General features: G+C 66.0%; 13 protein-coding genes. 9 read left to right on the top strand and 4 right to left on the bottom strand.

Annotated elements, in window-relative coordinates:
* The first annotated feature begins 11 nt into the window (after window positions 1-11).
* The gene (ppc, locus tag ATE67_RS06590; protein ID WP_058815956.1) at window positions 12-2,681 is read left to right on the top strand and encodes a phosphoenolpyruvate carboxylase; all 2,670 of its coding nucleotides are present in this window, start codon (window positions 12-14) and stop codon (window positions 2,679-2,681) included.
* Between the two features lie 101 nt (window positions 2,682-2,782).
* Here ppc and ATE67_RS06585 read toward each other — a convergent pair whose 3' ends face one another.
* The 4 genes from ATE67_RS06585 to ATE67_RS06570 form a co-directional block, all read right to left on the bottom strand.
* Window positions 2,783-3,301 carry a hypothetical protein gene (locus tag ATE67_RS06585; protein ID WP_058815955.1) on the bottom strand — a complete coding sequence of 173 codons (519 nt, stop codon included), beginning with the start codon at window positions 3,299-3,301 and terminating at the stop codon, window positions 2,783-2,785.
* Window positions 3,302-3,555: 254 nt separating this feature from the next.
* Window positions 3,556-4,359 (bottom strand): SDR family oxidoreductase, encoded by an 804-nt coding sequence (locus tag ATE67_RS06580; protein WP_058815954.1) that lies wholly within the window; start codon window positions 4,357-4,359, stop codon window positions 3,556-3,558.
* Between the two features lie 121 nt (window positions 4,360-4,480).
* On the bottom strand, window positions 4,481-5,599 hold the full coding sequence (locus tag ATE67_RS06575; RefSeq protein WP_058815953.1) for an acyl-CoA dehydrogenase family protein: 1,119 nt from the start codon (window positions 5,597-5,599) through the stop codon (window positions 4,481-4,483).
* Between the two features lie 148 nt (window positions 5,600-5,747).
* The gene (locus tag ATE67_RS06570; protein ID WP_058815952.1) at window positions 5,748-6,929 is read right to left on the bottom strand and encodes an acyl-CoA dehydrogenase family protein; all 1,182 of its coding nucleotides are present in this window, start codon (window positions 6,927-6,929) and stop codon (window positions 5,748-5,750) included.
* A 171-nt stretch (window positions 6,930-7,100) separates the two neighbouring features.
* Here ATE67_RS06570 and ATE67_RS06565 point away from each other — a divergent pair, with 171 nt between their 5' ends.
* The 8 genes from ATE67_RS06565 (at window position 7,101) to ATE67_RS06530 (ending at window position 16,119) form a co-directional block, all read left to right on the top strand.
* A complete protein-coding gene (locus ATE67_RS06565; protein ID WP_058815951.1) occupies window positions 7,101-7,973 on the top strand; it encodes an SDR family NAD(P)-dependent oxidoreductase in 873 nt (290 codons plus the stop codon).
* On the top strand, window positions 7,970-9,409 hold the full coding sequence (locus ATE67_RS06560) for an MFS transporter (protein WP_058815950.1): 1,440 nt from the start codon (window positions 7,970-7,972) through the stop codon (window positions 9,407-9,409). Before ATE67_RS06565 ends, ATE67_RS06560 begins: the two co-directional genes overlap by 4 nt.
* Window positions 9,406-10,848, top strand: a complete 1,443-nt coding sequence (locus tag ATE67_RS06555; protein WP_082660240.1) for an MFS transporter — start codon at window positions 9,406-9,408, stop codon at window positions 10,846-10,848. The genes ATE67_RS06560 and ATE67_RS06555 overlap by 4 nt, the downstream gene beginning before the upstream one ends.
* A 135-nt stretch (window positions 10,849-10,983) precedes the next feature.
* Entirely contained in the window at window positions 10,984-12,273 is a 1,290-nt protein-coding gene (locus tag ATE67_RS06550) for an acyl-CoA dehydrogenase family protein (protein WP_058815948.1), read from the top strand.
* A gap of 108 nt (window positions 12,274-12,381) precedes the next feature.
* Entirely contained in the window at window positions 12,382-13,473 is a 1,092-nt protein-coding gene (locus ATE67_RS06545) for a Zn-dependent alcohol dehydrogenase (RefSeq protein WP_058815947.1), read from the top strand.
* On the top strand, window positions 13,470-14,543 hold the full coding sequence (locus ATE67_RS06540; RefSeq protein ID WP_058815946.1) for a phosphotransferase family protein: 1,074 nt from the start codon (window positions 13,470-13,472) through the stop codon (window positions 14,541-14,543). The genes ATE67_RS06545 and ATE67_RS06540 overlap by 4 nt, the downstream gene beginning before the upstream one ends.
* Complete coding sequence (locus tag ATE67_RS06535) at window positions 14,540-15,316, top strand: SDR family NAD(P)-dependent oxidoreductase (protein ID WP_058816381.1); 777 nt, start codon at window positions 14,540-14,542, stop codon at window positions 15,314-15,316. Before ATE67_RS06540 ends, ATE67_RS06535 begins: the two co-directional genes overlap by 4 nt.
* Window positions 15,316-16,119 (top strand): SDR family NAD(P)-dependent oxidoreductase, encoded by an 804-nt coding sequence (locus ATE67_RS06530; RefSeq protein ID WP_058815945.1) that lies wholly within the window; start codon window positions 15,316-15,318, stop codon window positions 16,117-16,119. The genes ATE67_RS06535 and ATE67_RS06530 overlap by 1 nt, the downstream gene beginning before the upstream one ends.

Raw genomic sequence — 16,119 nt, 5'->3', positions numbered from 1 at the left:
CAATCCGGCGCATGGGCCCACCGATCCAGATCTCGCAAAATCCCGACATCCGCTATCTCGGGCGGATCCTGGGTGATGTCATTCGCGCCTATGGCGGCGACAAACTGTTCCGGCAGACCGAATATATCCGCTCGTCGAGCGTCGACCGGCACCGCGGCATCGCGGGGGCCGAGGCGATCGATCCGGGGCTCGATGCGCTGAGCCTCGACGATACCGTCGCCTTCGTGCGCGGGTTCATGCTGTTTTCGATGCTCGCGAACCTCGCCGAGGACAGACAAGGCGTGGCGGCCGAGCCCGAGGCGACCGTCGCGGCGGCGCTCGAAAAGCTGCGCGCCGACGGGATCGACAGCGACGCGGTCGCGGCGCTGCTGGACGCGGCGCTCGTCGCGCCGGTGCTGACCGCGCATCCGACCGAGGTGCGACGCAAGTCGGTGCTCGATCACAAGAACCGCATCGCCGAGCTGATGCGGCTGCGCGACGCCGGGAGCGACGAGACGCCCGAGGGCGACATCGTCGAGGAAGCGATAAGGCGGCAGATCGTGCTGCTGTGGCAGACGCGGCCGCTGCGCATGGAGAAGCTGTTCGTCGCCGACGAGATCGACAATGCGCTGACGTACCTCCGCGACGTGTTCGTGCCGGTGCTGCCCAAGCTGTACGCGCGCTGGGAGGCCGAGCTGGGCCAGCGTCCCGCGAGCTTTCTGCGCGTCGGGAGCTGGATCGGCGGCGACCGCGACGGCAATCCCTTCGTCACCGCCGAGACGCTGAAGCTCGCCACGAGCCGCAACGCCGCGGCGGTGCTCGGCCATTATGCCGATGCGGTCCACGGCCTCGGCGCCGAACTGTCGGTATCGTCGGGGCTCGCGCCGGTGCCGGAGGCCGTCGAAGCCTTGGCCGAAGCGAGCGGCGACAATGCGCCGAGCCGCCGCGACGAGCCCTATCGCCGCGCGCTGTCGGGCATTTATGCGCGCGTCTGCGCGACTTACGCCGGCATCGTCGGCAAGGCGCCGCCTCGCGCGTCGGCGCTGAAGGGCGAAGCTTATGCGACGCCCGCCGATTTTCGCCGCGACCTGCTGGTCATCGCGAACGGCCTGTCGGCGAGCGGCGAGGGGCAGCTGGTCGGGATCGGTGCGCTCGGGCGGCTGATCCGCGCCGTCGAAGTGTTCGGCTTTCACCTCGCGACGCTCGACATGCGGCAGAACAGCGCGGTGCACGAGCGCGTGCTCGCCGAACTGCTCAAGGTGTCGGGGGTCGAGAGCGACTATCTGGCGCTGGACGAGGAAGCGCGCGTCGCGCTGCTGCGCCGCGAGCTTGGCGTCAACCGGCCGCTCGCCGCCACATGGCACGCGTGGAGCGAGGAGACGGCGGGCGAACTCGCGATCGTCCATGCCGCTGCGGATATCCGCGCGAAGCTCGGCCATCAGGCGATATTGCAATGGATCATCAGCAAGGCCGAGAGCCTGTCCGACCTGCTCGAAGTCCATGTGCTCGCGCGCGAGGCGGGGCTCTGGTCGGCGGAAGGGCGCGACACGCTGATGGTCGTGCCGCTGTTCGAGACGATCGCCGACCTTGACGACGCGCCCGCGATCATGGCGCGCTATTTCGCGCTGCCCGAGATTGCGCCGCACATCGCGGCGCGCGGGCATCAGGAAGTGATGATCGGCTATTCGGATTCGAACAAGGACGGCGGCTATCTGACCTCGACCTGGGGGCTGCATCAGGCGTCCGATGCGCTGACGCCGGTGTTCGAGGCGGCCGACACCTCCATGCAGCTGTTTCACGGCCGCGGCGGTGCGGTCGGGCGCGGCGGCGGCAGCGCCTTTGCCGCGATCCGCGCGCAGCCCGCAGGCACGGTGCAGGGGCGCATCCGCATCACCGAGCAGGGCGAGGTGATCGCGGCCAAATATGGCACCGCCGACAGCGCGGCGACGAACCTCGAGGCGATGGTCTCGGCGAGCCTGCTCGCGAGCCTCGAGCCCGAGGGGCTGAGCGACGCCAATAGCGGGCGCTTCACCGCGGCGATGGACGCGCTGTCGGACAGCGCGTTCACGGCGTATCGCGGGCTTGTCTACGAGACCCCGGCGTTCAAGGATTTCTTCCGCGCGATGACCCCAATCGCCGAGATCGCGGGCCTGAAGATCGGGTCGCGCCCGTCGAGCCGGACCAAATCGACCGCGATCGAGGATCTGCGCGCGATCCCGTGGGTGTTCAGCTGGGCGCAGGCGCGCACGATGCTGCCGGGCTGGTACGGCACGGGCGAGGCCTTTTCGGATTTCGGCGACAAGGCGCTGCTCGCCGACATGGCGGAAAGCTGGCCCTTCTTCGCCGCGCTGCTCGGCAACATGGAGATGGTGCTCGCGAAGTCCGACATGGGAATCGCGGCGCGCTATGCCGAACTGGCGAGCGGGGTCGAGGGGCATGCGGCGATTTTCACGCGCATCCGCGACGGGTGGAACCGCGCGCATGATGGGCTGCTGTCGATTACCGGCCAGTCGCGCCTGCTCGAGAAGAACCCGGCGCTCGAGGCGTCGATCCGGCTGCGGCTGCCCTATATCGAGCCGCTCAACCTGCTCCAGATCGAGCTGATGAAGCGCCACCGCGCGGGCGAGACCGACCCGCGGATCGCCGAGGGCATCCAGCTGACGATCAACGCGATCGCGACGGCGCTGCGGAACAGCGGGTAGCTTTCTAGATCCCGTTCGTGTCGAGCGAAGTCGAGACACCCATAGGATCACGCCTCGGCGAAGGGCATCTCGACTTCGCTCGATGCGAACGGGATTCTTGTCTAGCTCTTCGTAATCGTCACCTTGCCCTTGGCGTTCGCGCCGTCGGGGCCGAAGTCGATCTTGAAATCGTCGCCGTCCTTGGTCGTGCCGCGCAGCGTATCGCCGGCGCGCTGGACCTGGATATTCTTCTTGGCGAATTCGCCCGCCATCCACTCGGCCGCCTTTGCGGGCGCCGCGGGCGAGGTGAAGCCGAGTTCGACGGTCGCCTTGTCGACGCCATTCTTGTCGCTCGCATCGACATTGACCGTGGTGACGTTGCTGCCCGGATAGAGCTTCACGCCGTCGATATCGAAATCGCCCTCGACGTCGAGATCGACGAAATCGGGGATCTTCATGTCGATATTGACGCCGTCGCCGCCGATCTTGAGCCGGCCGCTGCCGTCCTTGTTCGAGCTGATCTGGACCCCGCCCTTGCCATCGCCGGCATTGATCGAAATTTCGGGCGTGTCCTTTTTCTCGTCGCTCTGCCCGCAGGCGGCGAGGAGCATCATCGGGGGGATCAGATAAGCAAAACGCATGGCACATCTCCTTGGTGCATTAGCTCAATAATACACCTTGAGGACTGTGTCAAACCTTGTCCGCCCTCCCCTTCAGGGGAGGGCAGCGAGACTTGGCAGCTTGCTGCCTAGTCGCAGCGGGTGGGGGCCATCGGCCTTGCGCAAGGCCGATGGCCCCCACCCCAAACCAGTGGCAGGGTCGATCATGCCCCCGGCATGATCTAAACTGTCCGGGGGACAGTTTACCCGCCACTCCTGAAGGGGAGGGGCTTAAGTTAAGCGTCGATGCTGGTCTTCAAATCGCCGTGGACCAAGCCGCCATCGACGGTGATCGTGTCGCCGACGACATAGTCGCCCGCTTTCGACGCGAGAAAGATCGCGGCGCCGGCCATATCTTCGGGCACCCCGATGCGCTTGACCGGGATGCTCTTCGCCACCGCGTCGCCATGATCGCGCGCGGCCTTGTTCATGTCCGACTGGAAGGCGCCCGGCGCAATCGCGGTCACGATGATATTGTCGGTCACCAGCCGCGCGGCGAGACGCTTGGTAAGATACAGGATGGCGGCCTTTGACGCATGATAGCTGTAGGTTTCCCACGGGTTCAGCCGCTGGCCGTCGATCGAGCCGATATTGATGACCTTTGCCGGGCGCTCGGGTGTCCCTGCTGCCTTCATCAGCCCGTGCAGCGCCTGCGTCAGGAAAAAGGGCGATTTGACGTTGATGTCCATCACCTTGTCCCAGCCCGCTTCGGGGAAACCTTCGAAGGGTTCGCCCCACGCCGCCCCGGCGTTGTTGACGAGGATGTCGAGGCGTTCCTCGCGCGCTTCGAGTTCCTTGGCGAGCGCGCGACAACCCTCGACGGTCGAAAGGTCCACAGGGAGTCCGATGACCTTGCCCGGATAGCGTGTTTCGAAATCGGCGACGGCTTCCTCGATCTGCGCCGTCTTGCGCGCCGAGATGTAGACGCGCGCCGCACCCGCCGCGAGATAGCCCTCGACGATCATCTTGCCGATCCCGCGCGAGCCGCCGGTGACGAGTGCGATGCGGCCGTCGAGGCCGAACATGTCCTGAAGGTTCATACCCTGTTCCTTTTTCCGTTCGTCCTGAGCTTGTCGAAGGACCGTTCTTCCTCTGCCACGTCCAAGAAAAGGACGGCCCTTCGACAAGCTCAGGGCGAGCGGAGTTTGGAAATGCTCGGTCCTAGTACCCGTTCATCCGGGCGACCTGGTCGATATGGTAATGCACATCGCCCATAAATTCGGCGAGCGCGCGGTCGCGTTTCATATAGAGGCCGATGTCATATTCGTCGGTCATGCCGATGCCGCCGTGCATCTGGACGCCTTCGCGGACGGCAAGATTGGCGGCGCGGCCGGCCTTGGCTTTCGCGACCGAAACCATCAGCTTCGCGCCTTCGCTGCCCTCGTCGAGGAGTTGCTGCGCCTTCATCACCGTGGCGCGCGCGACTTCCATCTCGCCATAGAGATGCGCGGCGCGGTGCTGGAGGCCCTGGAACTCGCCGATCAGCTTGCCGAACTGCTTGCGTTCCTTGAGATAGGTGACCGTCATGTCCATCGCACCCTGTCCGACGCCGACCATTTCGGCGGCGGCGCCGGTGCGGGTGGCGGCGAGCAGCGCGTCGAGAATCTCGCCACCGGCATCGACCTCGCCGATCACGGCGTCGGCATCGACCTCGACGCCGTCGAGCGTGACATGGCTCGCGAGGCTGGAATCGACGAGGCGGCGCGGATCGGCGGTGACGCCGTTCGCGTCCTTGGGCACGGCGAAGAGCGTGATGCCGCCGTCGGTCTTCGCCGCGACGATGCTCATGTCGGCGACATGGCCGTGGAGGACGAAGCTTTTCTTGCCGTCGAGACGGAAGCCGTTGCCGGCGCGCGTCGCGGTCGTCGCGATGCGGTCGGGGCGGTGCTTGGCGCCCTCGTCGATCGCGAGCGCGACGATCGCCTCTCCGCAAGCGATCGCAGGAAGCCAGCGGCCCGCCTGCGTGCCGCCCGCCTTGGCGAGCGCAGCGACCGCGCCGACGCTGGTCGCAAGGAAGGGCGACGGGGTCAGGTTGCGGCCGATTTCCTCGAGTACAATCCCTGCTTCCATATGCCCCATGCCGAGGCCCCCGTGGGCCTCGGGAACGAGCATGCCGGGCAGGCCCATTTCGGTGAACTGCGCCCAGAGGTCGCGCGAGAAGCCGGTGGCGTCGGCGGTGTCGCGGAGTTTGCGGAGATGCGAGACGGGCGCCTGTTCGGCCACGAAGGGCGCGACGCTGTCCTTGAGCATCGTCTGGTCGTCATTGTGATAGAGCGGCATTTTGTTTCTCCTTAGCCCCTCCCCTTCAGGGGAGGGGTTGGGGTGGGGGCCATCGGCCTTGCGCAAGATCGATGGCCCCCACCCGCTGCGACTAGGCAGCAAGCTGCCAAGTCTCGCTGCCCTCCCCTGAAGGGGAGGGCTTGTTGTTTTACGCCCCGGGCAGGTCGAGGATACGCTTGGCGATGACGTTGAGCATCACTTCGCTCGTCCCGCCTTCGATCGAATTGGCCTTGGTGCGCAGCCAGCTGCGCGCGCGGGCGCCGCCCTTGCTGTCTTCGCTATCCCATTCGAGCGCGTCGCTGCCGCCGCCCGACATCACGAGTTCGTGGCGGCGCTTGTTGAGTTCGGTGCCGACATATTTCATCATGTTCGACGACGCCGGATGCGCCCGCCCGGTCTTCCACATGTCCATGAAGCGCTCGCCCATCGCGCGATAGGCAAAGACGTCGGTATCGAACGCCGCCATTTCGGCGCGCAGGATCGGGTCGTCGAGTTCGCCCGCCGCATTCTTGCCGAACGCCTTGGCAAAGGCGCCGCCGATGCTGACCATGTCGCCGCCCGCGCCGCCGCCCGAGATCATCTCGCGTTCGTGGCCGAGCAGATATTTGGCGACGTCCCAACCGCGGTTGATCTCGCCGACATATTGCGTCTTGGGCACCTTCACATCGTCGAAGAAGGTCTCGCAGAACGGGCTGTTGCCGCTGATCAGCAGGATCGGCTTCGTCGTGACGCCGGGGCTCTCCATATCGAAGAGCATGAAGGTGATGCCCTGATATTTGTTCGCCTTGTCGGTGCGGACGAGGCAGAAGATCCAGTCGGCCTTGTCGGCGTAGCTCGTCCAGATCTTCGAGCCGTTGACGACCCAATGATCGCCCTTGTCCTCGCCGAAGGTCTGCAAGCTGACGAGGTCGCTGCCCGAACCGGGTTCCGAATAGCCCTGGCACCAGCGGATTTCGCCGCGCGCGATGGGGTTCAGATACTGGACCTTCTGCTCCTCGGTGCCGAATTTGAGCAGCGCGGGGCCGAGCATCCAGATGCCGAAGCTGTCGAGCGGCGAGCGCGCCTTGATGCGCTTCATTTCCTGTCTGAGGATCTTGGTCTGCTCCGGCGTCAGCCCGGCGCCGCCATAGGGTTTGGGCCAGTCGGGGACGGTGTAGCCCTTCGCCACACAGGCATCGAGCCACGCCTTCTGGGCGTCGTTCTTGAACCTGAATTTGCGCCCGCCCCAGCAGACGTCATCCTCGTCGCGGATCGGTTCGCGCATTTCGGGGGGGCAATTGGCCTCCAGCCATTCCCGCACCTCGGCGCGGAAAGCGTCCTGTTCGCTCATCCTTCTGGCTCCTCTTCTGCCGCCAAATCTACGTCCGCTTCGCCGCTTTACGCAAGCGTCAACTTGAGCGCCCGACCCGACGCTACGGCGCCGTAACGGAAGGTCGCGGGCCGTTGACGCGACCCGCCGCGCGCCTAAGTTGCGTGGCAAAATAAAACGGGAGCAGAGGATATGCGATTCGCAGGCAAGGTCGCCGTCGTCACCGGCGCGGCATCGGGCATCGGCAAGGCCGCGGTACTGAAACTGGCGGGCGAAGGGGCGCATGTCTTTGCCGCCGACATCGACGAAGCCGGCGGCCGGGCGCTCGCCGAACAGTCGAACGGCAAGATCGACTTCGTCCGGTGCGACGTGACCAGACCCGAGGACATTGAGGCGCTGATGAATGCCGCCGCAGCGAAGGCCGGCGGGATCGACATCGTCTTCAACAACGCCGCCGCGGGCGGCGACCGCGCGCCGATCGACGAGATCACGCCCGAGGGCTGGGATCGCACGATGGACCTGGTGCTGAAGTCGGTGGCGATGGGCATCCGCTACGCCGCGCCGCACATGAAGGGCCGCCCCTCGACTCGCTCGGGAGGCGCGAGCATCGTCAACACGGCGAGCGTTGCGGCATTGGGCGCGGGCTATTCGCCCACCGCCTATGCGGTCGCGAAGGCGGGCGTGCTGCATCTCAGCAAGGTCGCCGCGACCGATCTGGCGCAATATGGCATCCGCGTGAACGCGATCTGCCCCGGCTTCATCAACACCAATATCTTCACCGCCTCGCTCGACGTCCCAGGTGAATTGAAGACGCAGGCCAACGCCGTGATTGCGCAGATGAGCGCGAGCGCACAGCCCGTGGCGCGCGGGGGCCAGCCCGAGGACATCGCGAATGCGGTCGCCTATCTCGCGAGCGAGGAGTCGAGCTTCATGACCGGCACGCATATGCTCGTCGACGGCGGGCTGACGATTGGCCAGCGCCATGCCTGGGACAAGGAAACGCCGGGCATGTTCGACGCCCTGCTGGCGATGGAGGAAGCGGCGAAAGCCGGAGCCGCCGGGTGACCGCCGACACCCCGGCGCGGACGCGCCTGCCGGTCCGCCTCAAGCTGTTCCACGGCCTTGGCAGCGTCGCCTATGGCGTCAAGGACAACGGCTTTTCGACCTTTCTGCTGATCTTCTACAGCCAGGTCGTCGGGCTTGATGCGAAGCTGGTCTCGCTCGCGCTGATGTTCGCGTTGCTTGCCGACGCCTTCGTCGATCCGCTGATCGGCTATTTCTCCGATCGCACCTATACGCGCTGGGGACGGCGGCATCCGTGGCTCTATCTCGCCCCGATCCCGCTCGGTTTCGCATGGATGCTGCTCTGGTCGCCGCCCGACGACCATACGCATATCTTCGTCTATCTGGTCGTCGTGGCGGTGCTGGTGCGAACGTTGGTGTCGTGCTGCGAGGTGCCGTCGCAATCGCTCGTCGCCGAACTGACGAGCGATTATGACGAGCGCACCGCGCTCGTCCGATTCCGCTTCCTCTTCGCGTGGGGCGGCGGTCTGCTTGTCTTCTTCCTCGCGAACACGGTGTTCCTGCGCCCCGACGCGACGCACGAATTCGGCCAGCTCAATCCCGCCGGATACTGGCTCTATGGCCTGTGCGGCGCAATCATCATGGCGGCAACGGTGCTGATCTCGGCGATCGGCCAGCATCGCCGCGTCGCACGCCTGCCCGCCACGAAGCCGGAACCCGGATCGCCGAAACGTCTTTTTGCCGAGATATGGGAGTCGCTCCGCCATCCCGCCGCGCTGATCCTGCTCGGCGCATCGCTGGTCGCGATTTCGAGCACGCAGATGACCTTCACCATCTCGAACTTCCTCTACCTTTACGTCTGGCGCTTTTCGGACGGCGCCTTCGCGGCGCTGCCATGGCTGCTGATGGTGAGCGTGATCGGTTCCTTCCTGCTCGTGCAGCCGCTGCATCACCGTTTCGGCAAGAAGCGGACCGCGGTGGTGTGCGGGATTATCAGCACGATTTTCTGGATCGTCCCCTTCGTACTGCTGCTGTCGGACAACTGGCCCGCGATCGGATCGACCTTTTCCAGCAACCTGCTGATGGGCTTCATCCTCCTGTCGAACATCAATGCGGTGATGGTGATGATCTCCGGCCAGTCGATGCTCGCCGACGTTGTCGAAGCCTCGCAGGTCGAGACCGGGCGCCGCACCGAGGGCGTGTTCGCGGCGGGCTGGATGTTCGTCCAGAAATGCGCGACCGCGGTCGGCATCGGGCTGACCGGCCTGCTGATCAGCCTGTCGGGCCTGCCGTCGAAGGCGATCCCCGGACAGGTCGCGCCCGAAGTGATCGATCGGCTGGTGGTGAGCTATGGCGTGATCGTGGTGATCGCCGCGGCCTGCTCGACGTGGATCTTCTCGCGCTTCCCGATCAACCGCGCCGACCATGAGGCACGGCTCGCCGCATTGTCGGCGACCGAGGCGACGGGCCTGCAATGACCGCTCCCACCCTTCCCGCCCCGCTCCCGATGCGAATCAAGCTCGCTCACGGGCTGGGCAGCGTGACGCTGGGGATCAAGGAGGCAGGACTCACCACCTTCTTCATGCTCTATTACAACCAGGTGCTGGGGTTCGACCCACGCACCGTGTCGCTGGTGCTGATCGGCGCGATGGTGATCGACGCGCTGGTCGATCCGCTGATCGGCCGCCTGTCGGACGCGACGCGCACGCGGTTCGGACGCCGGTTGCCCTGGCTCTATGGCGCGGCGGTGCCGATGGCGATCGCCTGGGCGATGCTCTGGGTCTCCCCCGACATCGCGCAGCATTCGACGCTGGGTCTGATCGTCAACGTCGTCGCGGTGCGCATCCTCGTCTCGGCGTGCGAGATACCCTCCATTTCGCTCGTTGCCGAGCTGACGCGCGACTATGACGAGCGCACGACCCTGATGCGCTTCCGCTTCCTCTTCGGCTGGCTCGGCGGCCTGACCGCGACGGCGCTGGCCTATGGCTATTTCCTGGCGTCCGACGATCCGGCGCAGAGCGGGCTCCTCGAGGCGTCGGGCTATACCGGCTTCGGACTGTTCGGGGCCGCGATGATCCTGGTCACGACGCTGGGGTCGGCGCTGGGACAGCACCGCCGCATCCTGTCGTTGCCGCCGCCCGCGGCGCGCCATGGTCATTCGCTGTTCGCCGACATCGCGATCGCCTTTCGCAACCCGGCCTTCGTGGCGCTGGCGAGTGGGGCGCTGTTCATCGTCACCGGCTATGCGACCGCGATCGCCTCGATCAACTATATGATGCTCTATGTGTGGCAGCTCGGCGACGCGCAATTCGCCTGGTATCCGCTCGGCCTCGCGATCGCGGTGTTCGGCGCCTTTGCCGCGGTCGGACGCGCGCATCGCCGCTTCGGCAAGCGCAACACCGCGATCGCCGCCGCGCTGTTCAGCGGCGTCCTCGCCTTCCTGCCCTATGCCGCGCGCAACCTCGGCTTCTGGCCCGAACTCGGCGGCACCGCGTCGGTCGGTCTGCTGCTCGGCTTCATGACCTTGTCGCTGTTCGGACAGATCGTCGCGAACATATCCGCCGCGTCGATGGTCGCCGAAATCGTCGAGGCGCACGAGGTCGACCATGGCACCCGAATCGAGGGCGTCTTTTTCGCGGGCTATCTGATGACGCAGAAATTCGGGCAGGCGCTCGGCATCTTTCTCGTCGGCCAGCTCGTCGCCTTTGCGGGGCTCGGCGAGCGGATGCGGCCCGAAGACCTGCCCGCCGACACGGCGGCCCAGATGGGATGGATTTACGCGGTGATGATGGTGCTGATCGGCGGCTGCGCAGCGCTGGGCCTGCGCCGCTACGCGATCGACCGCGCGAGCCACGAGGCGCGGCTCGCGCTGCTCGGCGAACCCCGGGCGCCGGATGGGGAGCCGCCGAGCCCATAAGGATCGTGCATTTCGGCCATAAGCAAAGAAAATGTCGGGCGGTCGCGGAAAAATGCAATTTCGCGCCGCCGGGCCTTGGCAAAAGCCTCGAATCGGCCCAAGGGTTTACGTAAACGTAAAGGGAAGGATGCACAGATGGATTTCGACCTCACCGACCGGCAAAAGCATTGGCAAGGGCGGGTGCGCGAGTTCATCGAGCGCAAGGTCCGCCCCGCGGTGCCGATCTATAACGAGCAGGACAAGGCCGGCGATCGCTGGAAGGTCATCCAGATCGTCGAGGATCTGAAGGCCGAGGCGAAGGCCGCCGGCATCTGGAACCTGTTCATGCCGCCCAAGTCGGCCGCGCACCACCATGTCGACGAGACCTTCGAATTCGAGGGCCCCGGCCTCACCAACCTGGAATATGCGCTCTGCGCCGAGGAAATGGGCCGCGTCGGCTTTGCCAGCGAGGTGTTCAACTGCTCGGCGCCCGACACCGGCAACATGGAAGTCTTTCACCGCTACGGCACCCGCGCGCAGAAGGAGAAATATCTGGGCCGGCTGATGAACGGCGAGATCCGGTCGGCCTTTCTGATGACCGAGCCGCAGGTCGCCTCGTCCGACGCGACCAATATCGAAACGCGGATCGAGCGCGACGGCGACGATTATGTGATCAACGGCCGCAAATGGTGGTCGTCGGGGGCCGGCGATCCGCGCTGCGAAGTCGCGATCGTGATGGGGAAGACCGATTTCGCCGCCAAGCGCCACGCGCAGCAGTCGATGGTGCTGATGCCGCTGAACGCGCCGGGCGTGAACATCCTGCGCCACCTGCCCGTCTTCGGCTATGACGATGCGCCGCACGGCCATATGGAAATCGAACTGAAGGACGTGCGCGTCAATGCCGAGGAGGCGATGCTGCTGGGCGAGGGCCGCGGCTTCGAAATCGCGCAGGGTCGCCTCGGGCCGGGCCGCATCCACCACTGCATGCGCACGATCGGCGTCGCCGAGGAAGCGATCGCCAAGATGGCGAAGCGGCTGCAGTCGCGCGTCGCCTTTGGCAGGAAAGTCGCCGAATACAGCATCTGGGAACATCGCCTCGCCCGCGCGCGCATCGACATCGACATGACGCGCCTGCTGTGCCTGAAGGCCGCGGACATGATGGACAAGGTCGGCAACAAGGCCGCCGCAGCCGAGATCGCGATGATCAAGGTGCAGGCGCCGAACATGGCGCTGCAGATCATCGACGACGCGATCCAGGCGCATGGCGGCGGCGGCGTGTCCGAGGACTTCGGTCTGGCGAAGGCCTATGCGCACCAGCGTACGCTGCGGCTCGCCGACGGTCCCGACGAAGTCCATGAGCGCGCGATCGCCCGCATCGAATTCGCCAAGCACAGCGACGCGAGCGAACCGGGCTTCTCGTCGGGCGACATCGGGGTATCACGCTAAGAGATAATCCGTTCGTGCTGAGCTTGTCGAAGCACCGTCCTTCTTCACCGCGCAAGAAAGAACGGCCCTTCGACAGGCTCAGGGCGAACGGCCAGAGAGGGTAGTTAAATGACCAAAGCCGCCATCCTTGTCGAACCCGGCCAGCCGCTGTCGATCGAGACCGTCCAGATCGCCGACTGCGGCCCCCACGAGGTGCGTATCCGCACCGCCGCATGCGGACTGTGCCATTCGGACCTGCATTTCATCGACGGCGCCTATCCGCATCCCCTGCCCGCGATTCCCGGCCACGAGGCCGCAGGAATCGTCGAGGCGGTCGGCAGCGAGGTGCGCACGGTGAAGGTCGGCGACGCGGTCGTCACCTGCCTGTCGGCCTTCTGCGGCCACTGCGAATTTTGCGTCAGCGGCCGCATGTCGCTCTGCCTTGGCGGCGATACGCGGCGTGCGGTTGGATCGGCGCCGCGTATCACCCGCCCCGACGGATCACCGGTCAACCAGATGCTGAATCTCAGCGCCTTTTCGGAGACGATGATCGTCCACGAACATGCGTGCGTCGCAATCGACCCCGACATGCCGCTCGACCGCGCCGCGGTGATCGGCTGTGCGGTGACCACGGGCGCGGGGACGATCTTCAACGCGTGCAAGGTGACCCCGGGCGAGACGGTCGCGGTCGTCGGCTGCGGCGGCGTCGGCCTCGCGACGATCAACGCCGCGAAGATCGCGGGCGCGGGGCGGATCATCGCCGCCGACCCGGTGCCCGAGAAGCGCGCACTGGCGATGAAGCTCGGCGCGACGGATGTGGTCGACGCGATGGATGGCGATGCCGCGAAGCAGATCCTCGAGATTTCCAAGGGCGGCGTCGACCATGCGATCGAGGCGGTCGGGCGTCCCGCTTCGGCCAGCCTCGCGGTCGCCTCGCTCCGCCGCGGCGGCACCGCGACGATCCTCGGCATGATGCCGCTCGCCGAAAAGGTCGGCCTGAGCGCGATGGACCTGCTCAGCGGCAAGAAATTACAGGGCGCGATCATGGGCGGCAACCGCTTCCCGGTCGACATCCCGCGCCTCGTCGATTTTTATCTCCGCGGCCTGCTCGACCTCGACTCCATCGTCGCCGAAACGATCCCGCTGACCCAGGTCAACGAAGGGTTCGACAAGATGCGAAAGGGCGATGCCGCGCGGTCGGTGATCGTGTTCGACCAATGACGACGGGCATCGACGCCCAGAAGGCCTTCAGCGGCACGGTCGCGCCCGAGGGCGCCGATGTGCTCGACGAGGCGAAGCTGACCCAGTGGATGGAGGCCAATGTCGAGGGCTTCAAAGGCCCGCTGACGCAAAGCAAGTTCGCCGGCGGCCAGTCGAACCCGACCTACAAGATCAGCGCGCCGTCGGGCAATTATGTCCTCCGCCGCAAGCCCTTCGGCCCGCTGCTGCCCTCGGCGCACGCGGTCGATCGTGAATATAAGGTGCAGGCGGGCCTCCATAAGATGGGCTTTCCGGTCGCGCGCCAGTACGGGCTCTGCACCGACGACGAGGTCGTCGGCAGCTGGTTCTATGTGATGGGGATGGTCGACGGCCACACGATCTGGGACGGATCGATGCCCGGATCGACCCCCGAGAACCGCCGCGCCACCTATTTTGCGATGATCGACACGCTCGCCGCGCTGCACAGCGTCGACGTCGAGGCTGCGGGGCTGTCGGACTTCGGCAAGCCCGGCAATTATTTCGGCCGCCAGGTCGACCGCTGGACGAAGCAGTACAGGCTCTCCGAAACCGAGACGATGGACGAGATGGAGCAGCTGATCGCCTGGCTGCCCGCGACGTTGCCCGAACAGACGCGCACCAGCGTCGTCCACGGCGACTATCGCATCGACAATATGATCTACGCGAAGGACCGGCCCGAGGTATTGGCCGTGCTCGACTGGGAGCTGTCGACGCTCGGCGATCCGCTCGCCGACTTCACCTATGTCGCGATGGCGTGGGTGACCGAGAATGGCGGACGCTCGGGCGTCATGGATCTCGACCGCAAGAGGCTCGGCATTCCCGAGCTCGACGAGGTGGTCGAACGCTATTGCGCCGCGACCGGCCGCGACGGGGTGCCCGACCTGAACTGGTATTTCGCCTATAATTTCTTCCGCCTCGCGGGGATCATGCAGGGGATCAAGAAGCGCGTCATCGACGGCACCGCTTCCTCCGCCCACGCCAAGGCGATGTCCGAACGCGTCCTGCCGCTTGCCGAGCGAGCGTGGGACTTCGCAAGGAGGGCTGGCGCATGAGCCTGTTCGACATGACGGGGCAAGTCGCGCTGATCACCGGATCGTCGCGCGGCATCGGCAAGGCGACCGCCGAGGCGATGGCCGAGCAGGGCGCGAAGGTCGTGATTTCGAGCCGCAAGCAGGATGCGTGCGACGCGACCGCGGCCGAGATCAACGCGCGCTTCGGCGACGGCACCGCGATTGCGGTCGCGGCGAACATCTCGTCGAAGGATGACCTTCAGACCCTCGTGAACGAGACGCGCGCGGCGTTCGGCAAGATCACGACGCTCGTCTGCAACGCGGCATCGAACCCCTATTACGGCCCCGGCCTCGGGATCAGCGACGACCAGTTCCGCAAGATCATGGACAACAACATCCTGTCCAACCACTGGCTGATCTCGATGGTCGCGCCCGAAATGGTCGAGCGCGGCGAGGGGTCGATCATCATCGTCAGCTCGATCGGCGGCCTCAAGGGGTCGCCGATCATCGGCGCCTATTGCATTTCGAAGGCCGCCGACATGCAGATGGCGCGCAATTTTTCGGTCGAGTTCGGCCCGCGCGGCGTGCGCGTCAACTGCATCGCGCCGGGGCTGATCCGCACCGACATGGCGCGTGCCCTGTGGGAGGATCCGGAGAATTTGAAACGCTCGACCGCCGCCTCGACCTTGAAGCGGATCGGCGAGCCGCACGAGATCGCGGGCGCCGCGGTTTTCCTTGCCAGCAAGGCGGGGGCATTCACCACCGGCCAGACCATCGTCTGCGATGGCGGGGCCACGATTTCGGGAGGCGCATGATGGGCGCATTGGACGGCAAGATCGCAATCATCACCGGCGCGGGCAGCGGCATCGGCCGCGCGAGCGCGCTGCGCTTCGCCGCCGAGGGCGCGAAGCTGGTGCTCGGCGACAAGACGGCGGCGGTGCACGAGACGGCGCAGGCGGTCAAGGATGCGGGCGGCGAAGCGATCGCGCTCGAAATCGACGCGGGCGTCGAGGCCGATGTCGCGAAGCTGGTCGCAACGGCGAAGGACAGTTTCGGCGGGCTCGATGTCGCGTTCGCCAACGCCGGGATCATCGGCGACATGGGCGGCATCTTCGATTTCGATCCCGTCGCCTGGGCCGAAACGCTGCGCGTCAACCTGATCGGCCCCGCGCTGATGGTGAAGCACGCCGGCAAGGCGATGGTCGACCAAGGCCGCGGCGGCGCGATCGTGCTGACCGCCAGCGTCGCGGGCATCAATTCGGGCGCCGGCCCGGGCGCCTATTCGGCGTCGAAGGCGGGGGTCATCAACCTCGCCAAGGTCGCGGCGCAGCAGCTGTCGACCAGCGGCGTGCGCGTCAACGCGATCTGCCCGGGCCTGACCGAGACCGGCATGACCAAGCCGACCTTCGATTATGCGAAGGCCAAAGAAGTCACACACAAGCTCGGCCAGCTCAACCCGCTCCGCCGCGCGGCGCAGCCCGAGGAGCTGGCCAATGTTGCCCTCTTCCTTGCCAGCGACCAGGCGAGCTATGTCAACGGACAGGCCATAGCGGTCGACGGCGGCCTCACCAGCTCGCATCCGGTGACGCGCCAGCTGCTGGGCCAGACCTCGCACTGA

Origin of the sequence: Sphingopyxis sp. H050 (genome assembly GCF_001468265.1) — a bacterium.
Lineage (GTDB): Bacteria > Pseudomonadota > Alphaproteobacteria > Sphingomonadales > Sphingomonadaceae > Sphingopyxis.
The sequence above is the reverse complement of the archived record's forward strand: the minus strand, read 5'-3'. Positions and strand labels throughout refer to the sequence as shown.